General features: G+C 58.9%; 22 protein-coding genes. 13 read left to right on the top strand and 9 right to left on the bottom strand.

Translation table 11 applies throughout. The features are described from left to right. The first annotated feature begins 3 nt into the window (after window positions 1-3). The 6 genes from smc to J8Z22_RS12890 all read left to right on the top strand — a co-directional run bounded on the left by smc (window position 4) and on the right by J8Z22_RS12890 (window position 9,352). Window positions 4-3,453 carry a chromosome segregation protein SMC gene (smc, locus tag J8Z22_RS12915; RefSeq protein ID WP_252006684.1) on the top strand — a complete coding sequence of 1,150 codons (3,450 nt, stop codon included), beginning with the start codon at window positions 4-6 and terminating at the stop codon, window positions 3,451-3,453. A 23-nt stretch (window positions 3,454-3,476) separates the two neighbouring features. Continuing rightward, on the top strand, window positions 3,477-4,442 hold the full coding sequence (zipA, locus tag J8Z22_RS12910; RefSeq protein ID WP_252006683.1) for a cell division protein ZipA: 966 nt from the start codon (window positions 3,477-3,479) through the stop codon (window positions 4,440-4,442). A gap of 80 nt (window positions 4,443-4,522) precedes the next feature. Then, on the top strand, window positions 4,523-6,547 hold the full coding sequence (gene ligA / locus J8Z22_RS12905; protein ID WP_252006682.1) for an NAD-dependent DNA ligase LigA: 2,025 nt from the start codon (window positions 4,523-4,525) through the stop codon (window positions 6,545-6,547). Between the two features lie 285 nt (window positions 6,548-6,832). Next, on the top strand, window positions 6,833-7,255 hold the full coding sequence (locus J8Z22_RS12900) for a DUF962 domain-containing protein (protein ID WP_252006681.1): 423 nt from the start codon (window positions 6,833-6,835) through the stop codon (window positions 7,253-7,255). A gap of 38 nt (window positions 7,256-7,293) precedes the next feature. Further along, window positions 7,294-8,529: an HD-GYP domain-containing protein gene (locus J8Z22_RS12895; RefSeq protein WP_252006680.1), complete on the top strand. Its 1,236-nt coding sequence runs from the start codon at window positions 7,294-7,296 to the stop codon at window positions 8,527-8,529. A 7-nt stretch (window positions 8,530-8,536) separates the two neighbouring features. After that, on the top strand, window positions 8,537-9,352 hold the full coding sequence (locus J8Z22_RS12890; protein WP_252006679.1) for an SDR family oxidoreductase: 816 nt from the start codon (window positions 8,537-8,539) through the stop codon (window positions 9,350-9,352). Here the strand turns inward: J8Z22_RS12890 and J8Z22_RS12885 are convergent. Beyond that, complete coding sequence (locus tag J8Z22_RS12885) at window positions 9,328-9,948, bottom strand: metalloregulator ArsR/SmtB family transcription factor (RefSeq protein ID WP_252006678.1); 621 nt, start codon at window positions 9,946-9,948, stop codon at window positions 9,328-9,330. The genes J8Z22_RS12890 and J8Z22_RS12885 overlap by 25 nt on opposite strands. Before the next feature lie 81 nt (window positions 9,949-10,029). On the opposite strand from J8Z22_RS12885, the gene J8Z22_RS12880 reads away from it, so the two are divergent. Next, the gene (locus J8Z22_RS12880; protein ID WP_028111847.1) at window positions 10,030-10,689 is read left to right on the top strand and encodes an SIMPL domain-containing protein; all 660 of its coding nucleotides are present in this window, start codon (window positions 10,030-10,032) and stop codon (window positions 10,687-10,689) included. A 36-nt stretch (window positions 10,690-10,725) separates the two neighbouring features. On the opposite strand, the gene J8Z22_RS12875 is transcribed toward J8Z22_RS12880, so the two are convergent. Then, window positions 10,726-11,115: a hypothetical protein gene (locus tag J8Z22_RS12875; RefSeq protein WP_252006677.1), complete on the bottom strand. Its 390-nt coding sequence runs from the start codon at window positions 11,113-11,115 to the stop codon at window positions 10,726-10,728. Between the two features lie 261 nt (window positions 11,116-11,376). Between J8Z22_RS12875 and J8Z22_RS12870 the strand changes: the two genes are divergently transcribed. The 3 genes from J8Z22_RS12870 to J8Z22_RS12860 all read left to right on the top strand — a co-directional run bounded on the left by J8Z22_RS12870 (window position 11,377) and on the right by J8Z22_RS12860 (window position 14,272). Continuing rightward, the gene (locus J8Z22_RS12870; protein ID WP_051252373.1) at window positions 11,377-11,949 is read left to right on the top strand and encodes a thiol:disulfide interchange protein DsbA/DsbL; all 573 of its coding nucleotides are present in this window, start codon (window positions 11,377-11,379) and stop codon (window positions 11,947-11,949) included. 340 nt (window positions 11,950-12,289) lie between these two features. Continuing rightward, window positions 12,290-12,556, top strand: a complete 267-nt coding sequence (locus tag J8Z22_RS12865) for a DUF4212 domain-containing protein (RefSeq protein WP_028111850.1) — start codon at window positions 12,290-12,292, stop codon at window positions 12,554-12,556. A gap of 9 nt (window positions 12,557-12,565) precedes the next feature. Beyond that, window positions 12,566-14,272: a sodium:solute symporter family protein gene (locus J8Z22_RS12860; protein ID WP_028111851.1), complete on the top strand. Its 1,707-nt coding sequence runs from the start codon at window positions 12,566-12,568 to the stop codon at window positions 14,270-14,272. Between the two features lie 87 nt (window positions 14,273-14,359). Here the strand turns inward: J8Z22_RS12860 and J8Z22_RS12855 are convergent, their stop codons facing one another. After that, window positions 14,360-14,584: a hypothetical protein gene (locus tag J8Z22_RS12855; protein WP_028111852.1), complete on the bottom strand. Its 225-nt coding sequence runs from the start codon at window positions 14,582-14,584 to the stop codon at window positions 14,360-14,362. Window positions 14,585-14,675: 91 nt separating this feature from the next. On the opposite strand from J8Z22_RS12855, the gene J8Z22_RS12850 reads away from it, so the two are divergent. Together J8Z22_RS12850 and J8Z22_RS12845 are read left to right on the top strand one after the other, a co-directional pair. Next, a complete protein-coding gene (locus J8Z22_RS12850) occupies window positions 14,676-16,514 on the top strand; it encodes a DUF294 nucleotidyltransferase-like domain-containing protein (protein WP_252006676.1) in 1,839 nt (612 codons plus the stop codon). Then, window positions 16,511-17,170: a 3'-5' exonuclease gene (locus tag J8Z22_RS12845; protein WP_252006675.1), complete on the top strand. Its 660-nt coding sequence runs from the start codon at window positions 16,511-16,513 to the stop codon at window positions 17,168-17,170. Before J8Z22_RS12850 ends, J8Z22_RS12845 begins: the two co-directional genes overlap by 4 nt. On the opposite strand, the gene J8Z22_RS12840 is transcribed toward J8Z22_RS12845, so the two are convergent. Then, window positions 17,167-18,333 carry a hypothetical protein gene (locus J8Z22_RS12840; protein ID WP_252006674.1) on the bottom strand — a complete coding sequence of 389 codons (1,167 nt, stop codon included), beginning with the start codon at window positions 18,331-18,333 and terminating at the stop codon, window positions 17,167-17,169. The two genes, J8Z22_RS12845 and J8Z22_RS12840, sit on opposite strands and share 4 nt — an antisense overlap. Window positions 18,334-18,680: 347 nt before the next feature. Here J8Z22_RS12840 and J8Z22_RS12835 point away from each other — a divergent pair, with 347 nt between their 5' ends. Continuing rightward, window positions 18,681-19,250 carry a hypothetical protein gene (locus tag J8Z22_RS12835; RefSeq protein WP_028111855.1) on the top strand — a complete coding sequence of 190 codons (570 nt, stop codon included), beginning with the start codon at window positions 18,681-18,683 and terminating at the stop codon, window positions 19,248-19,250. A gap of 39 nt (window positions 19,251-19,289) precedes the next feature. Here J8Z22_RS12835 and J8Z22_RS12830 read toward each other — a convergent pair whose 3' ends face one another. The 5 genes from J8Z22_RS12830 to J8Z22_RS12810 all read right to left on the bottom strand — a co-directional run bounded on the left by J8Z22_RS12830 (window position 19,290) and on the right by J8Z22_RS12810 (window position 24,832). Next, window positions 19,290-20,381 (bottom strand): ketoacyl-ACP synthase III, encoded by a 1,092-nt coding sequence (locus J8Z22_RS12830; RefSeq protein ID WP_252006673.1) that lies wholly within the window; start codon window positions 20,379-20,381, stop codon window positions 19,290-19,292. 162 nt (window positions 20,382-20,543) lie between these two features. Further along, entirely contained in the window at window positions 20,544-21,224 is a 681-nt protein-coding gene (locus J8Z22_RS12825; protein WP_028111857.1) for a GntR family transcriptional regulator, read from the bottom strand. A 112-nt stretch (window positions 21,225-21,336) separates the two neighbouring features. Next, window positions 21,337-22,893 (bottom strand): aldehyde dehydrogenase (NADP(+)), encoded by a 1,557-nt coding sequence (locus tag J8Z22_RS12820; protein ID WP_252006672.1) that lies wholly within the window; start codon window positions 22,891-22,893, stop codon window positions 21,337-21,339. A 9-nt stretch (window positions 22,894-22,902) separates the two neighbouring features. Continuing rightward, window positions 22,903-23,904, bottom strand: coding sequence for a 4-hydroxyproline epimerase (locus tag J8Z22_RS12815; protein ID WP_252006671.1), 1,002 nt, complete (start codon window positions 23,902-23,904; stop codon window positions 22,903-22,905). Between the two features lie 13 nt (window positions 23,905-23,917). After that, on the bottom strand, window positions 23,918-24,832 hold the full coding sequence (locus tag J8Z22_RS12810; RefSeq protein WP_252006670.1) for a dihydrodipicolinate synthase family protein: 915 nt from the start codon (window positions 24,830-24,832) through the stop codon (window positions 23,918-23,920). Window positions 24,833-24,992: the final 160 nt, after the last annotated feature.

Raw genomic sequence — 24,992 nt, 5'->3', positions numbered from 1 at the left:
CGCATGCGACTCAAGCAGATAAAACTGGCGGGTTTTAAGTCATTTGCCGATCCCACCAGAGTCCCTTTCCCGTCTCAGATGACCGCCATTGTCGGTCCCAACGGCTGTGGCAAGTCCAATGTCATTGACGCCGTTCGCTGGGTACTGGGGGAGAGCAGCGCCAAAAATCTGCGTGGCGATGCCATGACCGACGTGATTTTTAATGGCTCCGGATCCCGACCTGCCAGTTCGCTGGCCAGTGTTGAGCTGGTGTTTGACAACGAGCAGGGGCGCCTGGGAGGCCAGTTTGCCACCTTTAAAGAGGTGGCCATCAAGCGTCAGGTTAATCGTGATGCTCAATCCAGCTATTTTCTTAACGGCAACAAATGTCGCCGCCGTGATATTACCGACATCTTCATGGGCACCGGCCTGGGGCCACGTAGCTATGCGATCATCGAACAGGGGATGATCTCCCGCTTGATTGAGTCGCGGCCACAGGAGCTGCGGGTGTTCATCGAAGAGGCGGCGGGGATCTCCAAGTACAAGGAGCGGCGGCGGGAGACGGAAAACCGCATCAAGCATACCCGGGAAAACCTGGAGCGACTGGCAGACGTGCGCATCGAGCTGGGCCAGCAACTGGAACGGCTGCAGCGCCAGGCCGATGCCGCCCGTCGTTACCGCAATCACAAAGCCAACGAGCACACCCTGCAGAATCAGTTGCTGGCGCTGCGCTGGCGCGATGTCAGTGATCGCATGACGGTGCTGGAAACCCAGTTGGCACAGAAGCAGACCGAACATCGTCAGTGTCAGGAGGCGCAGCAGGGCGACCTGAGCGCGTTGATGACGTTGGAGCAGTCTCAGAGTGATCTCAAGGCCAAACTGGAGCAACAGCAGCAGGGACTCTATCGCATCAGCAGTGATGTCACCCGGTTGGAGCAACAGATCCTTCACGGTAAGCAGCGGCATCAGCAGTTGCAGCAAGAGCGCGAACGCACCGCCGAACAACTGGCGGGGGATGCTCAGCAGCGCGCTCGACTGAGCGCAGAACGCGATGATCTGGACCAGCAAACCGAACGGTTGGAGCCGGAGCTGGAGATGGCCAGCGAAGCGCTGCAGTCGCTGCAGCAGCAGCTGGAGAGTTGTCAGGAACAGGCGCTGGTTCAGCAGCAACAGCAACAACTGCAGCAGCAGAAGGTCTCGGAGCTGACTCGGCAACACGACGTTATCGGCGAGCGTCGTCTGGCGCTGGGCCGTGAGCAGACCCAGCTACAGCAACAGCAGGCACGGATTCAGGCTCGCATGCCCGCCTCAGACGGAGAGTTGCAGGGTCAGCTGCAGCAGGCGCTGGAACGACAAGAGCAACTGACGTCGGAGCAGGCTCAGGCAGAAGAAGACAAACGCCAGCGTCAGCAATGGCTGGCCGAGTGCGAGCAGAGCGTGGTGCAAGGCCGACAACAGCTGCTGTCTTCGCAGCAGCAACTGGGCGAACGTCAGGCCCGCCGTCATGGTATCGAGACCTTGCTGACTGGCCTCAAACAGTCGTTGCCGGTGCCCTATGATGGGCTGCCACGGCTGTGGCAGCAGCTGGAGATAGACAGCCAGTGGCAGGGAGCGCTGGAGTTGGTGTTGTCGTCGCTGCTGCAGGCGGTGGTGGCCGAAGACGGCAGCGACCTGACCGGTATTCCTGCTGCGGTGACCGCGCTGCAGCCCAGTGAATCCATGGCCGCGGTGGCGCCAGACAGCCTACTGGCCAAGGTGGTGTCGCCACTGAATCTGTCTCCCTGGCTGGCCAGGGTTCATTGTGCCGGTTCTGTGGCCGAGGCCAGGCAGCGCCTGACTCAGCTGGACAGTGACCACAGTGTGGTGACGCCAGACGGCCTCTGGATGGGGCATGGCTTTTGTCGCCGCGCCGGAGACAGCCAACCGTCGGTGTTGAACCTGGCGGAGGAGCTGCAGGCGCTGACCGAGTTGGTGTCCGAAGCGGAGCAACAGCAACAGCGCCAGCAGCGGCTGTTGACCGACGCCGAGCAGCAGCACAGCCAGGCCAAGCAACAATTGGCTGACGCCGAGCTGCAGTGGCGACAGGGCCAGAGCGATCTGGTGCAGGCGCAGATGCGTCAGCAGCAATTGCAGCACCAATGCGAGCATCAGCAGCAACAACGTCAACAGGCCCAAGAGCAGCTGATGGAGCTGCAGGAAACCGCTGAAACCCTGGTGGAGCAAGGCCTGGAGCTGGAGCAGCAGCAAGCGCTGGTGGCGGAGCAGTTGCAGGAGCAGCGGGCGCAATCGGAACGTGACGGAGATCGTTGCAGCCGCGCCTCTGCCGAAGTCAGCCAGTTGCGTCAGCAGTTGCAGCAGCGCCAGCAACAGTTGCAGACGATGACGCTGGAGCAGCAGACGTTAATGACCCGTCGCCAGGGCATCGAGGCGCAGCTGGCTCAGCAGCAGGACAATGCCGGCATCTGGCAGAGTCGCCTGGAAGAGGCCGAGGAGGCTCAGCAGGCGTTGCTGGAGCCCTTGGGTGAATGGCAGATGGCGTTGGAACTGGGGCTGGAGCAGCGTCACCAACAGGAACAGCAGATCGCCACAGTCAACGAGCAGTTGGCCGACGTCGAGCAACGTCTTGCCCGCATCAATGACGCAAACCGGGGCCAGATTGAGCGACTGACGGCGCTGGCGGACACCATTACCGAGCTGAAGATGGAGCACGAAGGCCTGCGGGTTCAGGCTCAGGGCCAATTGGATCTGTTGGCTGAGGCCGAGGTGTCCCTGCAGCAGGTACTGCAGCAACTGCCAGCGGATGCGGCGGTGGAGCAGTGTCAGCAGGAACTGGCCAGAGTGCGAGAGCGAATCAAGCGATTGGGCGCCATCAACCTGGCGGCCATCGAAGAGTTTGAGCAACAGTCACAGCGAAAAACCTACCTGGATGAACAGGATAAGGATCTGACCGAGGCACTGGAGACGTTAGAGACGGCGATCCGCAAGATCGATCGTGAGACCCGTCAGCGCTTTAAGGCCACTTTCGATGAGGTCAATGGCGGCTTGGGCGAGTTATTTCCCAAGGTGTTTGGTGGCGGCAGTGCCTACCTGGCACTGACCGACGATGACCTGTTGGAGACCGGGGTGACCATCATGGCTCGGCCGCCAGGAAAGAAAAATGCCACGATTCACCTGTTGTCCGGTGGTGAAAAGGCGCTGACCGCTTTATCATTGGTGTTTGCGATTTTCCGTCTGAATCCGGCGCCGTTCTGTATGCTGGATGAAGTCGATGCACCACTGGACGACGCCAACGTCGGCCGTTTCTGTCGTTTGGTAAAAGAGATGTCGGAGACGGTGCAATTTATTTATATTAGTCACAACAAAGTCAGTATGGAGATGGCTGACCAGCTGACCGGGGTAACCATGCATGAGCCAGGCGCGTCACGCATCGTTGCCGTTAACGTAGAAGAAGCCGCTGCAATGGCTCAATTGTAATAACAACAAGGTTTAGCATCAGTATGGATGATTTTCGGATTATTTTAATTGTCGTTGGATTGCTGTCGATTGTCGGCTTGCTGGCCCATGGTCTGTGGTCGATTCGAAGGCAACAGCCACGCAAGATGAAGGCTCGTCCAATGTCCTCCATAGACGCCGAGCGCAGTGTCGATGCCCAGGGGTTTGATGCCGATGGCGTTGGCCGGGTGCGCACCATCAGCACTCACGAAGGCCCGGCCGAGTCAACGGTGAAACCGCAGGAGCGGGAACCGACCCTGTCCATGGAGCCGGTGATCAACACCTGTGCCGACCGGGTGGAACCGGATCTGTTTGCCGACCAGGAGTTGCAACAACCTGAGCCGGAGCCGGAAGCCCCCAAGGCGACACGCAAGCCAGTGACCAAGGCGGAGCCTCAGGGTGAGCAGATAGAGCTGGGACTGGTCGCCGAGTTGCCCGCTGCGGATGCGAAGGAGGCCGTGACTGAGTCCGATGAGATGGCGCCGCTGCTCAGTGCCGAAGAGCTGAAACAGCCGGAGCCCGAGCCGGAGCCTGTTGCCGTGGCACACGCTCCGGAAGATGTGTTGGTGATGCATGTGGTTGCCGCCGAAGGCGAGCTGCTTCAGGGCGCCGAATTGCTGCATAACTTCCTGACTCTGGGGATGAAGTTTGGCGAAATGAACATCTTCCATCGCCACCAGGACAGCGCCGGGCGTGGCCCGGTGATGTACTCCCTGGCCAACATGGTCAATCCGGGCACCTTTGAACCCGACACCATGGAGCAGTTTGAGACCGAAGGGGTGTCGCTGTTTATGACCCTGCCAAATCAATGCGACGAGACCGTCGGATTCTCGATGATGCTCGGCGCCGCCCAAGCGTTGGCAGACATGCACAATGGCCAGGTACTGAACGACTCCCACCAACCCTGGGACGAGCTGAGCAAAGATCGATACATGGATCGGATTCAGAAGTTCGACAGCCAGCCGGCCTGACCCCGCTTTTTTACTGGTGCGGCCCCTGGCCGCGTCACCGCCAATTCAGATAAAGGCCGCGTCATGCGGCCTGATTAGTTATGACCGAATCGATAAAACACACCATTGAACAGCTGAGTCAAGAGATTGAGCGCCACAACCACGCCTACTATGTGATGGATGCGCCCACGGTGCCCGATGCCGAGTACGATCGTTTGATGCGCCAGTTGCAGCAACTGGAGCAACAGCATCCGGAGCTGAGGTTGCCTAACTCTCCGTCCACTCGGGTGGGGGGACAGGCGTTGGATAAGTTCAGCCAGATCACTCACCGGGTGCCAATGCTGTCTCTGGACAACGCCATGAGCAGTGACGAGTTTATCGCCTTCTACGAGCGGGTCTCTGGCTTGGTGGGGGACGAAGCGATCCCCTTTTGCTGTGAGCCCAAGTTGGACGGGTTGGCGGTCAGCCTGATTTATGAGGCGGGCCAACTGGTGTCGGCTGCCACTCGTGGTGATGGCACCACAGGTGAGAACATCACTGAAAATGTGCGCACCATTAAGGCGATTCCGCTGGTGTTGCATGGCGACGATTATCCCGAGGTACTGGAGGTGCGCGGCGAGGTCTTTATGCCGACTGCCGGTTTCGATGCCTTTAATGAACGGGCGCTGGCCAAGGGGGAGAAGACCTTTGCCAACCCTCGAAACGCCGCGGCCGGCAGCCTGCGTCAGCTGGACTCCAAAATTACCGCCACCCGCCCGCTGAGTTTTTATGCCTATAGCCTGGGAGTGGTGGAGCACGAACGCACTCCGTTACCGGGCAGCCACTATCAGCAGCTGCAAACCCTTAAGGGCTGGGGCTTGCCGGTATCACCTGAGATTAAGTTGGTGACCGGTCAACAAAATGCCATCGCCTATTTTGAGGATATTTTGTCTCGCCGTCAGCAACTGCCGTACGAGATCGACGGGGTGGTCAATAAGGTCGACAGCATTGCCAGCCAGAAACAGCTGGGCTTTGTCGCCCGAGCGCCACGCTGGGCCATTGCCAGCAAGTTTCCGGCCCAGGAAGAGATCACCGAGCTGGAAGAGGTGGAGTTCCAGGTAGGGCGTACCGGCGCCATTACCCCGGTTGCCCGGCTCAAACCGGTGTTTGTCGGTGGCGTGACCGTGTCCAACGCCACCTTGCACAATGCCGATGAGATCGCCCGCCTTGGGGTGAAGGTGCATGATCATGTGGTGATCCGCCGTGCCGGTGACGTGATCCCTCAGATTGTGTCAGTGGTTCTTGAGCGTCGCCCCGAGCACGCCAGTGCCATCGAGTTCCCCAGCCGCTGTCCGGTGTGTGACTCCGAAGTGGAGCGCCTGGAAGGGGAAGCGGTGACCCGTTGTGGCGGAGGCCTCTATTGTCAGGCACAGCGCAAACAGGCGATTAAGCACTTTGCTTCCCGCAAGGCGCTGGATGTGGATGGCCTCGGTGACAAGATCGTCGATCAACTGGTGGACAAGGAGTTGGTGGAGACCCCGGCGGATCTGTTTACCCTTAGCGCATCGACCCTGACCATGCTGGAACGCATGGGCACCAAGTCGGCTCAGAAACTGGTCGCTGCATTGCAAGACGCGCGTTTGACGACGCTGCCGAAATTTTTGTATTCACTCGGGATTCGTGAAGTTGGCGAGGCAACAGCCGCCAACCTGGCTCGTCACTTCCGCAGCCTGGAAGCGGTGGCCGAGGCCGACGTCGAGGCGTTGATCGAGGTGGATGACGTGGGCGAGATCGTCGCTCGCCACGTTCATCACTTTTTCCGTCAGCCCCATAACCAGCAGGTGATTGAGGCATTGGTGGATCCGGCTCGTGGCGGCGTGCACTGGCCTGAGATCGAGCAGATCAGCGAAGACGCTCAGCCCCTGAAGGGCCAGACCTGGGTACTGACCGGTACTTTGAGCCAGTTGACCCGAACCGAGGCCAAAGCCGGCCTGGAAGCCCTCGGGGCCAAGGTCAGCGGCAGTGTGTCTAAGAACACGCACTGCGTGGTGGCCGGCGAAAAGGCCGGTTCTAAATTGACCAAGGCTCAGCAACTGGGGATTGAGGTGATGGATGAAGCCGGGTTGGTGGCGCTGCTCAATGGCTGATGCCTGACCTTGATTCGATACAAAAGCCCGCCACTGCGGGTTTTTTTATGCCATAAGACTCGTTGCACTGGCGCACCGCGCCGCTGAGGCCCAGTGGCACTGCTGCTGGATTTGAACCAGGTGAAACAAGTCACCGTCGACGTTCGGCGATCCATGGTCAGTGCTGAGTTCACGGGGGCAAGGATGTAAAATTTCTGTTAATGGTTGCCGGGCTAAGATAATGTAGAAACAGCCCGAATAGGGAGCGGGCGGAATGGATTAAAAAGAGAAGGAAAAGAATAGCCTATGAAAACCATCGAACAGTGGTTTGCGGAGTATGGTGAAAGCCACCGCAATCCGACCAACAAAACGATTCATTGGATTTGTGTGCCGTTAATCACTTTCAGCGTGCTTGGGGCGTTGTGGGCGCTGTCGCCGCTGCTGACTTGGGCGCTGGTGGCGGTCGCGCTGGTGTTCTATCTCAACCTGTCTCGTAATATTGCCATCGCTATGGCCATAGTGACTGGGTTTATGTTACTAATTATCAGTAACTTGAATAACCTGTTTATGATCTGTGCGGTGATCTTTGTGCTGGCATGGATAGGGCAGTTTTACGGGCACCATGTGGAAGGCAAGAAACCCAGCTTCTTTAAGGATGTGCAGTTTCTGCTGATTGGGCCCATCTGGTTGCTGGGTTTCGTGTTCAGAAAACGCGGCTGGCACTATTAGTCCTCCCCTTTTGCCGGGAGTGAAGGTGCGGAGTGGGTATGGCAGTAAAGGAGTTACGGGTTCCAATCGGCCAATTGGCCGTGGGGCAGTCGGTGCGTTTGCCGTTGGCCTGGAAAGAGCACCCGTTTCTGTTTAACAAATTTACCATCAAGGATCCGCAGCAGATTGCGCTGATCGCCAACCTGGGCCTGGAATACGTGTTTGTCCAGAGTCGCAGTGATGCCGAGGCCAGCGCCCTGGCGGCATCCTTGTCCGCGACTCAGGTACAACCGGCGCCGTCGCCACCACCACAGCCCACCGAGGCGCAGTTGCAGCAACAGCGGCAGCGCCAGGACAGCATCGAGTACCACCGCCAGATCCGTAAGGTAGAGCAGGCTTATGTGAAGGCCTTGGACCTGCTTCGCAGTGCCTATGCGCACCTGAACTCCTCGCCGGATCGCGCCTTTGCCGAGGCCAGCTCGGCGGTAGAGCTGCTGCTGGAACAACTGGATACCCACGGTCAGGAGCCGGTGTTGCAACTGCTGGCGGCCAACCAGGGCAACGGCGGGCTGCAATTCCATGCCATCAACGTCTGCATTTTGTCGATGGTACTGGCCCGGGCGGCGGGGCTCGATACCGCCGAGATTCGGTTGCTGGCGCTGGCGGCGCTGTTTCATGATGTGGGCAAGCGGCGGGTACCAGACAGCATTCTCAACAAGCGCCTGGCGCTGACCAAGGCGGAGCAGAGTTTCGTGGATGCCCACCCCAAGTTGGCCTTGGAGATGCTCAAGGGGGCGGCGCTGGGTCACCGCCGCATTCGAGAGATGGTGGCCAATCACCATGAGATGCTCGATGGCAGTGGTTATCCCCAAGGGCTCAAGGGCGACCAGATCTGCCCCTTGACTCAGATGCTGATCATCGCCAACGAATACGATGCCCTGGTTAACGGCAGCCACAAACAGTTGTTGCCGAACCAGGCGCTGGCCTTCTTATTTAAATTCAAGAAAGATAAACTCAACCTCCAGTACCTGCAGCTGCTGGTGAAAACCCTGGGAATCTACCCGCCCGGAACCCTGGTACGTCTCAGTGATGGTGCTCTGGCCAAGGTGATGGGCACCGATACCGGAGCTGCACTGAGTTACCGGGTGATGCTGTTTGACCAGACAGTACCGAGGCGGGAGGCGCCGGTGGTGACCTTAGAAGCACTGAAGTTGCAGGTTGAAGAAGCGGTAAAACCGCAGGATCTGGAGTCATCGGTGCTCGAGTATCTGGGCATCAGCTCATTGACAGGATAAACACAGCTTGAACAAACAATCCATTTTTGTCGCCGGTGGCGGTTGGTTGGGGGCGCCGTTGGCGGCCCACTTGGTTGCGCGCGGCCATCGCGTGGTGGCAACGGCCCGTCGGCCGGAGGCGCTGCAAGCGCTGACCGCACAGGGCGTAATCGCTCAGCCGCTGCAGCTTGACGGCAGTGAGGTAAGCGCCGAGTTGTTGTCCGGCATTGAGGTGCTGGTGGTGTGCATACCGCCGGGGCGGGGCGAACAGTCAATGCCATTCTGGCAGCGGTTGCAGCCGTTGTTGATGGCTGCGACAGCGGCCGGGGTTCAACAGGCTATTTTTACCAGCGCTACCAGTGTTTATGGTGGTCAGGTTGGTTGGGTGGATGAAGACAATGAGACCGATGACTCCAGCCGTGCCCTGACCATGCTGGATGCCGAGCGTTTGTTCCGACAGCAGTTTAACGGTCAGGCGACCGTGCTGCGTCTTAGCGGCCTGGTGGGAGGCGCTCGTCATCCCGGTCGTTTCCTGGCGGGGAAAAGCCAGGTGGCTGGCGGCCTGGAGCCAGTGAACCTGGTGCACCGCCATGATGTGATAGCCGCCATCTGCGCGGTGATCGATCAACGAGCCTGGGGACGGACTTACAACTTGGCCAGTCCCCATCACCCCAGCCGCGCCGACTATTACCGCTTTTGTGCCCGGGCTTTAGGGCTGCAACAACCGCAGTTTGTGATGAGTCAGGACTCTCCCCGCTGGTGCAATGGCAGCCGAATCTGCCGTGAGCTGAACTGGCAGTATTGCTACGATGACCTCTATCAACTGCCGGAACTGATGCGATAGCAGCAACGGGGCTGGTGGTCGAGAATATGCTGGGTTCGAATGACCCGGGCCGGTGCCAGTAGCGCTTGGAACAGTTCCAGTTCCATTCGGCACAGGCCCTGGCAGCTTTTGGCGGCGCTGCAGATGGGGCAGTGGTCCTCGATGAGCAGCCACTGTTCGCCGTCTGGCTCGATGCGGGCCATGTAGCCCTCTTCGGTTCGCAGGCGCGCCAGCTGCTCCAGTCGCTGCGGCAGCGCCTCGTCCTTACTCAGTTTCTGGCGGTAGAGTTGCAGTTGCTGATCGTTACGATGGCGCAACAACTCGTCCATGGCTGCTTCACCTTGCAGTGCGACCAGGCCGGTAATCAGTTGAATTGCCATGTCATTATGCCGATCTCCGAAACTTTGATGGCCTTTTTGGGTCAAATGCCAGTGTCGAGTAGGACGACCTTTGCCCTGCTGCTTATCGAAATGGCTGATCAGCGCTTGTCGTTCCAGCTTGTCCAGGTGCTGGCGGACTCCCATGGTGGTCATCGACACCGCTTTGGCCAGAGGTGCGATGGCACTGGGTCCCAGGCGTTTGAGCAGTGATAGCAGTTGCTGTTGAGATGAGGACATGGCGGACTCCCTGACGGTGAAGTCTTATGGTACTCGTTGCCGTTAAATAGTTAAATGATTGCTTTATAAAAGGAGAGCACGATGAAACCATGGTTTTGGCTGCTATTGGCCCTGCCGTTGACGGCGGTGGCCGGGGAACGCTGGGTCGAGGTCACGGGCAGCGCCCAGGCATCGGTTCAGGTAGACAAGGTGCATCTGCAATCGAGAGTGGAGGAGGTGGCCAGTGATCCGGTCGAGGCCAAGCGCCTGGTGGATGAGAAAGTGGCCGCGCTGCTGACCTTGTTCCGTAACGAGAACATCACCAAGGAGCAGGTGGACGCCGGCTCATTGCGGGTGATGCCGGAATATCAGTATGAAGATCGCAACCGCACCCTGGTGGGCTATCGCGCCTCACGCAGTGTCGGTTTGGATCTGGATGCCGGCGACTCGGGACAGTGGATCGCGCTGTTGCTGCAACACGGGGTGACGGAGTTGGATAACCCCAGTTACTGGTCCAGCAGTGCCAAGGAGCAACAACAGCAGTTGCTGATCAAAGCCTATGAGGATGCCTGGACCAAAGCCGGTTTGATGGCCAAGGCCAGTGGCAACAGCTTGGGTGAAGTGCTGTCCATGAGTGAACAACACGGTGCCATGCCGAGACCGATGATGGCCATGGAGCGGATGGCCGCAGACAGCAGTTATCAGCCTGGTGGTCAGGCGATATCTACCACTATCACCTTGAAGGTGGCGCTGGAAGATTAACGGATGGGGGCGGCCGCGCCGCCGCCACCCGTCAGGTTACAACAGTGCCGAGCGGGCCTGGCCCAGCATCGACAGCAACTGCGAGTTGCTGCCGGAACCGGGGTTGGCGATCATCGATTGCTGTCGATCTGCCAGACCACTTCGGACGTCATTCATCTTGTCCGCCAGGTCTTCCAGGTCGGCACTGCCACCACCAATCAGGTTGCTGAGTGAACCGCTGCCTTGCATGTTCATCGCCTGCTGGGCGCTTTTGATGAACGCGGCGGATTTTTCCTGGTTCAGCTCCACCAGTTTGTTGAGTTCACTGTCGAACTGCTGTTTATGAACATTGGCGGTGGAGGTGGCGTTTTTGGCCTCCTGACCAATGGCGGTCGCCGTGGTTTTCACTGGCGATGCCGGCATCAACTGATTGTTATTGATTTGCATAGACCGGTTCCCGTAGGTCAAAGGGGTGAAGCGGTGACGGCCATTGCCGCAGCACCGGGTTCAGGAGTTTATAGCAAGAGGTGTGCCAGAGCTTAACTAACCGTTTTAGAATCGAATTTTGGCCAAAACCCGTGAGTGGGTTAACATTGATGCAACGGGAAACCACAACCGATTACCAAGCGGCAAGCCGGCATGGCAAGCGTTTGCCGCTACCACAACAGAGAGGGGAAACCAGTGCTCGCAAGATTGATAGCCATAGTGATGATGTTCAGTGCCTTTGCCGCGTCGGCACAGGAGTTTAAGGAGGGGGTTCACTATAAGGTGATTAACGGCCTGTCCGAGACCAGCACGCCGGTAGTGAGGGAGTTTTTCTCTTACAACTGTGGTCATTGTGAAAAGTTTGACCCGGCACTGGAACAGATCATGGCGGCTCTGGGTGACGAGGTGACCTTGAAGCGTACCCCGGTTGGCTTTGGCCGTGACAGTTGGAAACTGGCTGCCAAGGGCTATTATCTGACCGAGATTCTGGGCACCAACGAACAGATGCACCAGGCGTTCTTCAACCAGATTCATCGTCTGGGCCAGCCGTTTACCAGCGAAGCGCAACTGAAGCAGTTCTTCGTCAGCTACGGGGTAACGCCCGAGGCCTATGACAAAGCCGCCGACAGTGCCGATTTGAAACTGGCCATTGCCGATGGCGATTCCAGAACCACGCTGTCGCAAATCCGCGGGGTGCCGTCGGTGCTGGTGAACGGCAAATACATGGTGGTCAATCCCGGCCGAACCTTGGGTGACTATGTTGAATTGATTAAGTACTTAATCTCAAAAGGCTAATGACCGGCGCCAGGGAGACATTCCTGGCGTTTTTTCTCTCTGTACGACCAAAGTCTAGCCCCCTCTAAACCCCCTCAAAAATAGTGCTATCCCTTTGTTTTTATAGCACTAAAGCTCAATCCTCATTCGAGTGCAATCCGCCCTTAGACTAAGGTCTCAGAGGCGCACCGCTTCCCCCTTGCTAGTGTAGAACCGTCGAGATGCAGATCACATTAATCATCTGGCCTGGCGTTGTCGGCGCTCGCCAAGGTTCGCATCACCTTGGCGCGCGGACAGTTGCACAGGCCAGAGAGTTACTGCCTTGCATCGCTATTACAAGAAGAGATAACGGGGAGCAATTATGGCGTTCGAAAACAACGAATCGGCCAATGCCTACTGGAAGGAAAACCTGAAACTGCTGCTGACGCTGCTGGTGATCTGGTTTGTGGTGTCCTTTGGCTTTGGCATCTTACTGGTAGAGCCGCTGAACAGCATCAAGTTGTTCGGCTTTAAGCTTGGGTTCTGGTTTGCGCAACAGGGCTCTATCTACGTCTTTGTGGCGCTGATTTTCGTGTACGTAGCGAAAATGAATGCCCTGGATAAGAAGTACAAGGTTCAGGAAGACTAGGAGAGCGTCATGGAACTGCAAACACTCACATTTATTATCGTCGGCCTGACCTTTGCTTTGTACATCGGCATCGCCATCTGGGCTCGGGCTGGCTCCACCAATGAATTCTACGTTGCCGGTGGCGGCGTGCCTCCGGTGGCTAACGGCATGGCGACCGCTGCAGACTGGATGTCAGCGGCCTCGTTCATCTCCATGGCCGGCCTGATTTCGTTCATGGGTTACGACGGCGGTGTGTACCTGATGGGCTGGACCGGTGGCTATGTGTTGCTGGCATTGTGCCTGGCGCCGTATCTGCGGAAGTTCGGTAAGTTCACGGTGCCGGACTTCATCGGCGATCGTTACTACTCCCAGGTTGCCCGTATTGTCGCCGTGGTCTGTGCCATTTTCGTCTGCTTTACCTATGTGGCCGGACAGATGCGTGGCGTGGGCGTGGTGTTCTCCCGTTTCCTGGAAGTGGACATCACCACCGGCGTGATTATCGGGATGGCCATCGTCTTCTTCTACGCCGTTCTGGGGGGCATGAAAGGCATCACCTACACCCAGGTGGCGCAGTTCTGCGTGCTGATCACCGCCTACCTGGTACCGGCGGTGTTTATCTCCATTATGATGACCAACAATCCGATCCCTCAGCTGGGCTTTGGCTCGACCCTCAACGACGGCTCGGGAATGTATCTATTGGATAAACTCGACGGGCTATCGACGGAGCTCGGATTCAGTCAATACACCGACGGCACCAAGAGTACCATTGACGTGTTCTTCATTACCGCCGCCTTGATGGTGGGAACCGCCGGTCTGCCGCACGTGATTGTGCGCTTCTTTACCGTGCCCAAGGTGAGCGATGCCCGTTTGTCTGCCGGTTGGGCACTGATCTTCATCGCCTTCCTGTACACCACCGCGCCGGCGGTTGCCTCGTTCGCTCGAGTCAACATGATCAACACCATCAATGGTGAAGATGGTCGTGGCATTGTGGCCGAACAGGCGCCGAAGTGGATTGAAAACTGGAGTGAAACCGGACTCATCAGCTGGGAAGACAAGAACGGTGACGGTCGTATGTTCTACTCCGGAGATGAACGCAACGAGATGAAGATTGACCGCGACATCATGGTGTTGGCCAATCCGGAGATTGCCGAGCTGCCAAACTGGGTGATTGCCCTGGTGGCCGCAGGTGGTGTGGCCGCGGCACTGTCCACGTCGGCCGGACTGCTGTTGGTGATCTCAACCTCGGTGTCCCATGACCTGATGAAACGATCACTGATGCCCAATATTACCGACAGGCAGGAGTTGGCGTATGCCCGAATCGCGGCGGCGGTGGCGGTGGTGGTCGCCGGCTACCTCGGCATTAATCCGCCCGGCTTTGTGGCCCAGGTGGTGGCGTTCGCCTTTGGCCTGGCAGCGTCGTCCTTCTTCCCGGCCATTATCATGGGGATTTTCTCCAAGCGGATGAACAAAGAGGGCGCCATCGCCGGTATGGTATCGGGCATCACCTTTACCGCCGCCTACATCATCTACTTTAAGTTCGTGAACCCGGCCGGTAACGTGCCTGCTAACTGGTGGTTCGGCATCTCTCCCGAGGGGATTGGTACCCTGGGTATGGTGGTGAACTTCGCGGTGGCCTTCGTCGTCAGTCGCATGACCGCCGCCGTGCCGGTGGAGGTGCAGGAGTTGGTTGAGCAGATCCGTTTCCCGAAAGGTTCCGGTGATGCCCAGGCGCACTAGCGCGACCGAGTCAGCCCGGAAACGGGCTGTTACTGAGGCATGAAAAAGGGGCGGATTTCCGCCCCTTTAATGTTGTTTGATGGCGTGTTAACCGAAGGTGAGGTTGGCGATTCTGAGGATCACCCCCACAAACAGCAGCACGATGCCGATGCGATACAGGCCGAATTCACGTCGGTTGAAGTCTTTGAGTTTTCCGACCCATACCTGCCAGAATCCGTTGAGGTGCTGCTGGCGGCGGCTGTAGATAGCCAGGGCGTAAGTGACGAATAGTATTCCGGAAACGATTAGGATAGGCTCAATTATAGTTAACATTCTTAGGGCTCCTTGCCTGGGGTGATCTGAGGGTATCAGAGTCATCTGGTGGGCACGAGCCATCTAAGACTAAAGGATTAGGACGGTGGTTATGGACCTGGCTCCACTCATCCAATTTTTGTCACAGACCGTGCCCTTTGACGGGCTTCCCCAGGCGACGCTGGAGCAGTGCGCCGGCCGCATCGAGATCGCCTACGCCAGTCGGCGCGACAAACGCATCGAGTTTGACACCGATAACCCCTGTTTGTACGTAATCGCCAGCGGCGTGTTTGAGCTGAGGGACAACGATGGCGAGTTGCTGGCCCGACTCGACAGCCATCAGTGTTTCGGCTTTCGGGCCCTGTTGACCGGCGAGCAGACCGATGCCGAGATCCACATCATCGAAGACGGATTGCTGTACCTGATCCCGCTGGCCACCTTCGACGATCTGCGTCATCGCTATCGGGAGTTCGAACGCTTCTTTAATCGTCAACATGGCCAGCGCATCCGTCTCGGGGTGCGTTATGACAACCACCGGCACACCAATGCCATGCGATTGTCCAAGGTGATGAGTGCCAAGGTGGTCAGTTGCGGCGGCGACACCAGTGTGGCAGAGGCCGCGCGGCTGATGAGCCAGCACCGAATCTCCTGCCTGCCGGTGACCGCCGAAGGGCAGTTGGTGGGAATCCTCACCGATCGGGATCTGCGCAATCGGGTGTTGGCCAAGGCCGTCGACCCCGGGGTGGCGGTCAAGCAGGTGATGACCGCGTCGCCCCGTTGCCTGACTTCGCAGGAGACCTGGTTCGATGCCCAGTTGCTGATGACCCGGTTTAACATCCATCACCTGCCCATCACCGAACACGGGCAGTTGAAGGGGCTGGTGACCAGCAACGATCTGATGCGGCAACTGGACTCGGATCCGGCGCTGATCATTAAGCAGCTCAACCGCTGTCAGAACCAGGAACAATTGGTTCAGGTGATGGACGGGGTGCCGAATCTGGTGAAGTCGTTGGTGGCCGCCGAGGTGTCGGCGGAGCAGGTGGGGCGGCTGTTGACCGCCATCTCCGACCGTTTGACCGAGCGGTTGATTGCCCTGGCGCAGCGAACCCTGGGCGAAGCCCCCATGGACTGGTGTTGGCTGGCGTTTGGCTCCCAGGCTCGCATGGACCAGGTCATTGGTTCGGACCAGGACAATGGCCTGCTGCTGGCCGAAGAGCCGGATGCAACCCAGCAACGTTATTTCCTGGCTCTGGCGGAATCGGTTTGCAGGGGGCTGGATCGCTGTGGTTTTGTGCTCTGCAAAGGGGAGATTATGGCGATGAACCCTAAGTGGTGTCGGTCGCTTCAAAGCTGGCAACAGCAGTTCAGTCACTGGATGAGTGAGCCTGAGCCCAAGGCGGTGATGCACAGCTCCATCTTCTTTGACATTCGTGGCGTGGCCGGTGACACCGAACTGGCGCGGCGACTGCAACTGCAGGTGCTGGAGCAGGCTCAGCGCAGCGAGTTTTTCCTGGCCTATCTGGCGCAAAACTGCGTGGCGCGGCGACCGCCGCTGGGGTTCTTTCGTCAGTGGGTGCTGGATAAAGACGGCGAGCAGAAAGCGGGGGTGGATCTGAAGCACCGAGGCCTGGCCATCATCAACGACATCGGTCGTCTGTACGCCCTGGCGTGCGGCAGTGACGAAGTGGAAACGCCGAAGCGGCTAAAGGCGGCCATGGAGGCGGGGCTGTTGACCCGTAAGGATGCCCTCAACCTGGCCGATGCATTGGAGTTTATTCGAGCTCAGCGGCTGGATAACCAGCATCGACAATGGTTGGCGGGCGATCGAATCAGCAACTATCTGGAGCCCAAATCCCTGTCGCAACTGGTGCGTCATCAGCTCAAAGACGCCTTTGTGGTGTTGGGGCAGGCCCAGGATGGGGTCAAACTGAAATTTGGCAAGCAACTATGAGTCTGTTTCATCCGCGACTGTTGCGGTGGCGCTGGCGAAACTGGCGCGGTGGTCACCGCTCCTCTTTGGCCTCGTGTCTGAGCCAGGGTTACCGGCAACTGCCGCTACTCGCACTGGACCTGGAGTTGACCGGGCTCGACCCGGCCAAGGATGAGATCGTCAGTATTGGCGCCATCCCCATCGACCAGGGGCGGCTGCGGTGCCATCAGGCGTTTTATCAACTGGTTCGGACCAGCCAGAGCGTAGGGCAGTCGGCCACCATTCATGGCATCGTCGATCACCAGCTGGAACAGGCCACGGGCTTGCACCAGGGGCTGGCATCCCTATGGCCACTGCTGCAGGGGAGGGTATTGGTGTGTCACAACGCCGGGCTGGATTTGGCGTTTTTACGCCGGGACTTGGCGCGGGAACTGGGGCAAAGGGAGCCGCTGCTGGCCATCGATACCCTGGCCCTGGAGCAACGACGGTTGCAGCGTCAGGGCCACACGCTGCAACGGGATGACCTGACCCTGGCGACGTGTCGGCGGCGTTACGGGTTGCCGGTGTACCCGGGCCACAACGCCCTGGTGGATGCGTTGGCCTGTGGCGAGTTGCTGCTGGCTCAGGCCAGTGCCCTGGGGCATAACCCAGGGCTGGCGCAGTTGATCGTGCCTTAGTTGACCGCGGGGGTACTGGCCACCGGCTGTGGCGCGGTGACCGGAGCGGTGTCAACATTCTCGGCATCCGCTTCGACTTTGGCCTCAACTTCAACCGCATCAGATTCAACCGCTTCAGTCACGGCTTCCTGTACCGGTGTTTCGGATTTGTGGCTGGCCAGTGACAGCATCAGCCGTTCAATCTCCAGGTGCTGTTGGGCCGCGCTGTGGGTCAGCTTGGTGGCGACCTCGACAATGGCCTGGGTTTGCTGGCTGAAAGGGCGATCGCGCACGTCGTCGCTGCCCAGGGCCTGAACCACCTGGTTGAGGCGGTTTTCCTGGGCCAGGATGTAGCTTTCGAAGTCGTCCTCATCCAGGGCGTCGAGATTTTTGACCGCCTGGGCGATGTGCTGAGCGTGGTCTAGGTCAAATTGTACCTGGGTCGCGGCAGCCTCGATGGCTTTGTCGTTTCTCGGGTCCGAGGCGATCACCGACTTGGCCAGTTCCATACTGGCCACGGCGCGCTGGAAGCTCAGCGGTGCAGAGCGGGCGAGCCGGTTCTTCTGCATGCTGGCCAGTTGTTTTTTCACTCCGGTCAGGGTCAGGCGTTCCACGGTTTTGATCTCGATGGCGCTGAGCAGTTTGATCAGTTCGGCTTGTCCTTCCTGAGCGTCTTCGATGTCACCATCGGCCACCTCCTCCAGCAGATCCCGATACTGTTGCTCGGCCCGGCGCATCTGCTTGCCAAAGTAGCTGGCGGCATCCAGTTGTTGCAGGCGGGCGCGCATCGCCATGGCGTCGGCGAGGACTTTTTCGGCGGTCTGTTTGATCAGGTAGCCGCTGTCCAGGGCCTGGTTGGCCTTGAGTACCGCCACCAGAATGTCGTCAACGGTGCCCTGATCGGCTTCGGCGGGGGTGTAGCGAATGTCGTCAAACTCCTCTTGAGCGTCCTTGTGCTGATCTTTGGCTTCCTCAAGCAGATCCGGGGCATGCAGGGCCAGATCATCGGCCTGCGCCTGGGTCAGTCGCTGCGCCAGGGCGTCAACGGCAGACTGGGCCTGAATGAAAAACTCGGTAGCCTGGGCGTCGGCTTGCTGTTCGGCAACGATTTTTGGTGTGCTTTGGCAACCGCCCAGAATCAGGCTGGAGACGAAGAGAGCGGTAAGTGTGATGCGCGGTTTCATGTCGGTACTACCCTGTATCGGCGCGTAAACGCCGCTGTTCTGTGGTTGATCTGTGGCCACGCTGCAGTGGCCCTGCTGTTCATATCGACCCAATGTGGTCACAGCTTTAGCGTCAGAGTATGCCGCCGGAAACCGTTTGCCTACGCCAGGGCTTAAAAAATAGGTTAAGTATCAGATTTATAAGTCATATATTTGCCAAAATAGAGATTCTGAACCTAGCTTGAATGGGTGTTTAGCTGTGCTTACTTATGGCTTCTGAACCTAGTGTTATAACTGGATACACTTTGTGACTGCAGAAACCGGCCCAGGAGTTGCTAGGATTAATGGGAGTCGATGTGGGAGGCGCCATGGCATTACCCTGGATACTGGCAGCGCTGGCCGGAGGGCTGGTGGCGGCGGATTACAAGCGCAGTCGTGACAAGAAGCAGCAGCGGCGCTATCACGATCGTAGTGACAGCCCACAGATGGTGCTGCGCCCCAGTGAGTGGGCCAGTGGCAAGGCCCGGGTAGCGCCCCAACCAGGTTCCCTGGTGGCCTGCCATGTGTATGGGGCTATTGAACACGTGGGGATCTGGGTCGATGACGATCAAATTGTTGAGCTGCATGGCAGCGGTCTGGTTCGAGTGGTGTCCCCAAGGCGTTTCCTGCAGGGGCGCACTGGTCAACGCTTGTTTGTGTGCGTTGACCGCCATCATCGCCCCCTGGTGGATCTTGGCGCCATTGAGCGCTCGGGTCAGTCGCTGTATCAGTATCGACGTTACGATCTGTTAAAGGACAACTGCTATCGGTTCGTGTGGTTCTGCCTGTCGGGCAAACAGCGGCGATTTGACAGTTTTGGTGCTTTGAATCAGGCGTTGGCCCAGCATTTTGGCCAGGACCTGTATTGGGATGCGGCTAAGGTGAGGCGGCTGGATTGAGGCTCACGACGCGGCGAACGCCGTGAGCCCGACGAGACTTCAGCCTTGTTGCTGATGGCGTTTCTGGCTGGCGGCGACGGCGTCGGCAATCAGCTCCAGGCCGGTCTTGTCACAGGCGGGCAGGCTGGCATCACTCCGGTTGATCGGAGTAATGCGAGGGCCCCATTTGATGACGGCGGCGGCGGAGGTCAGGCCAGCGCCAAAGGCACAAGACAACAGGGTGTCACCGGGTTGAATCCGACCTTGATCCAGGGCATCACACAGGGCAATCGGTACGGTGGCGGCCGAGGTGTTGCCGTAGTTCTCGATATTGATGAAGGCCTTGTCTTTGGCCAGTCCTAATTTGTTGATCAGGGTGTCGATGATGCGCACGTTGGCCTGATGGGGCACCACCAGGTCCACATCTTCCAGACCGGTGCCACTTTCCTCCAGAACTTGCTTGCCCAGTGCCGACATGCCGGCAATGGCACGTTTAAAGATTTCGCGGCCTTCAAACTGAAACTGGAACTCGGTGGCGGTTGGGCTGAGCCGGTCCATATCGGTGCCAAAGCCGGCTACCTTGAGAATCTCCCTTGCCTGAGGATCGTTGTTCATGGCGTAGCTGAGTACGCCTTGTGGTTCCTCGCTTTCCACCGCTTCCAGAATCACGGCACCGGCGCCATCACCGAACAGCACCGCGGTATCGCGCTGCAGCCAGTCCAGCAGGAAGGTCAGTCGTTCTGCGCCAATCACCAGCACTCGCTTGGCCTGGCCACTCTTGATTTGGGCGGTGGCCAGACCGAGACCGTACAGGAATCCGGAGCAGGCGGCGTTGATGTCAAAGGCGGCACATTGGGCGTCGATGTTGGCCTGCACCGTGGCGGCGATGTTGGGCACCAGCGTATCCGGTGAGGCGCTGCCAAGGATGATCATGTCCAGATCGCTGCCCTGTAGGCCAGCGGCCGCCAGGGCATGTTGGGCGGCAACGGTGGCCATCGCTGAGGTGCTGACATGGCTGATGTGACGCTGGCCGATGCCGGTCCGACTGCGAATCCATTCGTCGGATGTGTCCATAAAGGTGGCCAGATCGTGGTTGCTGAGTGTGGCCTGAGGCAGACATTTGCCCCAACCGGTAATTTGAGCATTAAGCATGGAGACTCTCCAAAAACGCAAAGCACTCCCCAAGGGAGCGCTTAAATCGGATTTTCGCAGCAGTATGGCCGTCGAGAACTGGGGCGCGGTTGCTCACAGGGTCGATAGCTATAAAGGTAGCAGCCCGGACTGGAAACGGTTGTATCACCGGACTCTCTGCGGCTATTTGTCGTTGTTAACGTGTTCTTCAACCAGCTTTTTGACGCCGTCTTTGGCGTGCAAGATGTGGTTGACGAGGAGGGTGGCAGCGGCGTCGATCTGGCCGGAGCGACACAGTTCCAGCAACTGCCGATGTTCGGTTTCCGCTCGGGGAATGCCGCCGGTCAGCAACAGCTGCAGGCGAATGTAACGATCGGAATTGGTGTTAAGGCCTTTGATCACTTCCATGGCCTGGGGACGGTTGGCGCCCAGATACAGGCAGGCGTGAAATTGGGTATTGAGTTCACTCCAGGTGTTGACCGCATTTTCCGATCGAAATGCCGACTCCAGCTTGGTCAACACCTCCTCGGCGTGGTTCAGCTGTTTTTCGGTCAGGTTGGGGATCGACTTGCGCAGCAGATCAGGTTCAATCAGGGCGCGCAGTTCAAACAGTTCGCTGGCTTGCTCTACCGACAATTCGGTGGCGGTGGCCCCTTTGTGGGCTTCGAACTTCACCAGGCCTTCCGCTTCCAGTTGCAACAGGGCTTCGCGAACCGGAATTCGGCTAACGTTCAACTCCTGAGCCAATGCGCTTTGGCGCAGGGGTTCACCCGCCTTGATGTCTCCGGAAAGGATCTTCTCGCGCAGTACTTCAACGACGAGTTGAGTGCGGGTTTTATGAACAATGGGACTGGCCTGACTCATGATTGCTTACTTATTGATTAGTCAGGTTATAGGTTAACGAGTTTGTAGGGTGAAGAAAAGCGAAAGGCCCAGATTTGGGCCCTTTTTGTATACAAAGTGGCGTATCTAGCGGTCAATAGCGAAGCTGGGGTGCATCGCTGTCATCCCGCAATGACTCTGGCAACAGCGACTGCGGCATGTTCTGCCAGGCCAGTGGCCGGGTAAAGCGCTTTATCGCTTCCGCCCCTACCGAGGTCGATTGACTGTGGGTGGCGGCCGGCCAGGGACCGCCGTGCTGCATGGCGTGGCAGACCTCGACGCCGGTGGGCATCTGGTTGGCGATCAGGCGACCTACTTTGTGGGCGATGGCAGTGATCAGCGCGGCTTGCTGCTGCATCTCCTGGTCACTGCCGTGTACCGTCGCGGTGAGCTGCCCCGGCAGGGCGTCCACCAACTGCAGTCGCTGCTGATCGTCCTGAGTCTCGATCACCAGCACCGCAGGGCCAAAGATCTCCTCCAGCAGTTGGGGGCGGCTCAGCGCCACCGCCGCCGTGGTGACAAAGGCGCAGGCCTGAGTCTGGTTTGTGCCCGGCAGTGCCTGGCCCCGGGCCAGTTCATCGACGCCGTCGGTGGCCGCCAATTGTGCCACTCCCTGATGGAAGGCCGTGGCAATGCCGGCGGTCAGCATGGTGCCACAAGGCTGCTCACTGACGGCGGTTGCCAGTGCGCTCAGGTAACGGTCCAGGCCCTCTCCCCGAGGCGCGATGACCACGCCGGGGCTGGTGCAAAACTGCCCCTGACCCATCATCATCGACTGGACTTGCTGCTGAGCCAGCGTTTCGGCGTTTTGTGCCAGAGTTTCGGCTAACAAAAACTGGGGGTTGACCGACCCCAGTTCGCCAAAGAAGGGGATGGGCTGCGGCCTGCTGGCTGCCAGTTGAGACAACTGCTGGCCGACGGCAAATGAACCGGTAAAGCCCACCGCCTGTATGCACGGGTCCTGAACCAGCGCCCGTGACAGGGACGGCGAGCGGCCCTGAATCAGATTGACCACGCCTTTGGGGGCGCCACATTGCTCGATGGCTCGAAGCAGCGCCGTCGCCACCATCTCGGTGGTCGCCGGGTGGGCCGGGTGGCCTTTGATGACCACCGGACAACCGGCGGCCAGGGCCGAGGCGGTGTCACCACCGGCGGCGGAAAAGGCCAAAGGGAAGTTAGACGCGCCAAAGACGGCCACCGGTCCCAGGGGCAGGTGGTCGAGTCGAATGTCCGGCTTGGGCAGCGGGGTGCGTTGCGGTTGGGCCAGATCGATGATTTGGCTCTGTTTGGGCTGGCGCAGCAGCGTAGCGAACAGCCTCAGTTGACCGCAGGTGCGGCCGCGTTCGCCATTGAGCCGGGCGGCGGGCAGGGCGGTTTCCTGTTGAGCGACGTCGGTGAGGGTGTCGCCAAGGGCCTCGATGGCTTCGGCCATGGCTTCCAGCAGTTCGGCCCGCTGTAATGGCGTCCACAGCCGGTACTCTAGGAAGGCAGCCCGGGCGGCCTCGGTGGCCTGGCTGACATCGGTTTCGGTGCCATCGGCAAACTGCCACGGCAGCGGGGCGTTGGTGGCCGGATTAAGGCTGTGAAAGTCACTGTCGGGCTGACCGGCCCACTGTCCATTGATCAAGTGCTGACCGCGAAGGGTTAACATGAAAATTCCTTATTTAACTTGAAAGCCAAAAGCGTAAGGGTCGTCGTCGTCGACGGTGATGGTGTTATGGCCGGTGACTCTGGCCCAGCCCTCAATCTCCGGCACGATGGCCGAATAGGGGCCCACTTCGGTGGTGGCGGTGACGGTGCCGGTAAACTGGCTGCCGATGATCGACTCATGCACGTAACGCTCGCCGGTGGCCAGCAACCCCTTGGCATGACGTTGGGCCATGCGGGCACTGGTGCCGGTGCCGCAAGGAGAGCGATCCAGGGCCCGATCGCCATAAAAAACCGCATTGGCGCCATCGGAGTTCGGCTGGGTGGGCTCCCCGGTCCACAGCACATGGGAGATCCCTTCGACACTGGCGTCGTGCGGGTGGTGGCAGCTCAATTGTTGGCGGGCGGCCTGTCGTACTCGAGGGCTCCAGCGTAGCAGGGTGTCGGCGTCCCAGTGTTTCAGGCCCAGGTAGTGTTGCTGAGGCTCGACGATGACGTAGAAGTTACCGCCATAGGCGACGTCGACGGTCAGTTGGCCCAGTCCGGGCACCGACACGACCACGTCCCGGTGGGCCAGGTAGCTGGCGACGTTGGTGATGCGTACCCGCTCGACCTTATGGCCCCGGCGCTGGTAGTGCACCGACACCTGGCCGGCAGGGACATCCAGGACCAGTCGTCCTTCGGTGCGCGGTTGCAGCAATCCGGCCTCCAGCGCGGCGGTAACCGTGCCTATGGTGCCATGGCCGCACATCGGCAGGCAGCCGGAGGTTTCGATGAACAGGATGGCGGCATCGGCGTTGGCCGAGCAGGGCGGATACAGCAGGGCGCCGGACATCATGTCATGGCCTCGTGGCTCAAACATCAATGCCTGGCGTATCCAGTCGTAATGGGCCAGAAAATCCTGGCGTTTTTCGCTCATGGTGTGGCCCCGCAGCGGCGGGTGGCCGCTGGTTACCAGTCGCACCGGGTTGCCACAGGTATGGGCATCGATACAGAAAAAAGTGCCTTTGATCATGCCGGCTCCTCAATCAGTCCAGGTTGTATTGACTCAGATCGATACGGTTGGCAATGGCGTCGTTATACACCTGAGTGACCCGAGCGCGCTCGGCACCGGAAAGGGGCAGGCGCGGGGCGCGAACGTTTTCGCTACCGCGGCCAGCCAACTGCTCGGCGTATTTGATGCATTGCACCAGGTGAGGGACGGTGTCCAGGCGCAGCAGCGGCAGGAACCAGCGCCAAATCTCCTTGGCTTCCTCATAGCGACCGGCACGGGCCAGCTTGTAGATGGTTACCGATTCCTGCGGGAAGACATTGGTCAGGCCGGAGATCCAGCCGGTGGCGCCGAGCATCAGGCTTTCCAAGGCAATGTCGTCGACGCCGCAGAACAGGATGAAGCGATCTTTAAAGGCGTTGTGCAGTTCCGTCAGGCGGCGGGTGTCGGTGGTGGACTCCTTGATGGCGACAATATTTGGTTCCTGGGCCAGGATTCCGGTCATCTCGATGTCGACATCGACGCCGTAGGTCACCGGGTTGTTGTAGATCATGATCGGCAACGAGGTGGCCCGGGCGACCTGCTGATAGTGGTGCAGGGTCTCGTCCCGGTTGGCGCGGTAGACCATACCCGGCAACAGCATGATGCCATCGACGCCGATCTGCTGAGCATCGCCGACAAAGTCGATGGCAAACTGAGTGGTGGTTTCGGCGCAGCCGCTGATCACCGGAATTCGGCCAGCGGCGACGCTGAGGGTATGGCGCAGAAACTGGCGTTTCTCCTCGGCGCTCAGTGAGCAGTTCTCGCCGACGGTTCCCAGGGCAATGATGCCATCGATGCCTTCGGCGATGAGTTGGTTAAGCATGCGAGCGTTGGCTTCAAAGTTGATGCTGCCATCGTCGTTGAATTGAGTCGAAATCGCTGGATAGACGCCGTTCCAGTTTACCTTCATTGGGGTTCCTTCCTGTGTCGTATTGTAACTGTCTGAATTGTTCAGAGTGTCCATGTATATTGTATGCAAAAGCCAAAATTATGTTACCTTAAGGTTATCGCACAGGCAAGATGCCGGGGCAATTCAAACTTGCTACCGGCGCCGAAGTAAGGACAAGGAC

It is taken from the genome of Ferrimonas sp. SCSIO 43195, assembly GCF_023716685.1.
Taxonomy (GTDB): domain Bacteria; phylum Pseudomonadota; class Gammaproteobacteria; order Enterobacterales; family Shewanellaceae; genus Ferrimonas; species Ferrimonas kyonanensis.
The sequence above is the reverse complement of the archived record's forward strand: the minus strand, read 5'-3'. Positions and strand labels throughout refer to the sequence as shown.

Excerpts from the sequence above, each read along its gene's own strand:
- smc (WP_252006684.1), top strand. The coding sequence starts at position 4 with ATGCGACTCAAGCAGATAAAACTGGCGGGTTTTAAGTCATTTGCCGAT.
- zipA (WP_252006683.1), top strand. The coding sequence starts at position 3,477 with ATGGATGATTTTCGGATTATTTTAATTGTCGTTGGATTGCTGTCGATT.
- ligA (WP_252006682.1), top strand. The coding sequence starts at position 4,523 with ATGACCGAATCGATAAAACACACCATTGAACAGCTGAGTCAAGAGATT.
- J8Z22_RS12900 (WP_252006681.1), top strand. The coding sequence starts at position 6,833 with ATGAAAACCATCGAACAGTGGTTTGCGGAGTATGGTGAAAGCCACCGC.
- J8Z22_RS12895 (WP_252006680.1), top strand. The coding sequence starts at position 7,294 with ATGGCAGTAAAGGAGTTACGGGTTCCAATCGGCCAATTGGCCGTGGGG.
- J8Z22_RS12885 (WP_252006678.1), bottom strand. The coding sequence starts at position 9,948 with ATGTCCTCATCTCAACAGCAACTGCTATCACTGCTCAAACGCCTGGGA.
- J8Z22_RS12880 (WP_028111847.1), top strand. The coding sequence starts at position 10,030 with ATGAAACCATGGTTTTGGCTGCTATTGGCCCTGCCGTTGACGGCGGTG.
- J8Z22_RS12875 (WP_252006677.1), bottom strand. The coding sequence starts at position 11,115 with ATGCAAATCAATAACAATCAGTTGATGCCGGCATCGCCAGTGAAAACC.
- J8Z22_RS12870 (WP_051252373.1), top strand. The coding sequence starts at position 11,377 with ATGATGTTCAGTGCCTTTGCCGCGTCGGCACAGGAGTTTAAGGAGGGG.
- J8Z22_RS12865 (WP_028111850.1), top strand. The coding sequence starts at position 12,290 with ATGGCGTTCGAAAACAACGAATCGGCCAATGCCTACTGGAAGGAAAAC.
- J8Z22_RS12860 (WP_028111851.1), top strand. The coding sequence starts at position 12,566 with ATGGAACTGCAAACACTCACATTTATTATCGTCGGCCTGACCTTTGCT.
- J8Z22_RS12855 (WP_028111852.1), bottom strand. The coding sequence starts at position 14,584 with ATGTTAACTATAATTGAGCCTATCCTAATCGTTTCCGGAATACTATTC.
- J8Z22_RS12850 (WP_252006676.1), top strand. The coding sequence starts at position 14,676 with ATGGACCTGGCTCCACTCATCCAATTTTTGTCACAGACCGTGCCCTTT.
- J8Z22_RS12845 (WP_252006675.1), top strand. The coding sequence starts at position 16,511 with ATGAGTCTGTTTCATCCGCGACTGTTGCGGTGGCGCTGGCGAAACTGG.
- J8Z22_RS12840 (WP_252006674.1), bottom strand. The coding sequence starts at position 18,333 with ATGAAACCGCGCATCACACTTACCGCTCTCTTCGTCTCCAGCCTGATT.
- J8Z22_RS12835 (WP_028111855.1), top strand. The coding sequence starts at position 18,681 with ATGGCATTACCCTGGATACTGGCAGCGCTGGCCGGAGGGCTGGTGGCG.
- J8Z22_RS12830 (WP_252006673.1), bottom strand. The coding sequence starts at position 20,381 with ATGCTTAATGCTCAAATTACCGGTTGGGGCAAATGTCTGCCTCAGGCC.
- J8Z22_RS12825 (WP_028111857.1), bottom strand. The coding sequence starts at position 21,224 with ATGAGTCAGGCCAGTCCCATTGTTCATAAAACCCGCACTCAACTCGTC.
- J8Z22_RS12820 (WP_252006672.1), bottom strand. The coding sequence starts at position 22,893 with ATGTTAACCCTTCGCGGTCAGCACTTGATCAATGGACAGTGGGCCGGT.
- J8Z22_RS12815 (WP_252006671.1), bottom strand. The coding sequence starts at position 23,904 with ATGATCAAAGGCACTTTTTTCTGTATCGATGCCCATACCTGTGGCAAC.
- J8Z22_RS12810 (WP_252006670.1), bottom strand. The coding sequence starts at position 24,832 with ATGAAGGTAAACTGGAACGGCGTCTATCCAGCGATTTCGACTCAATTC.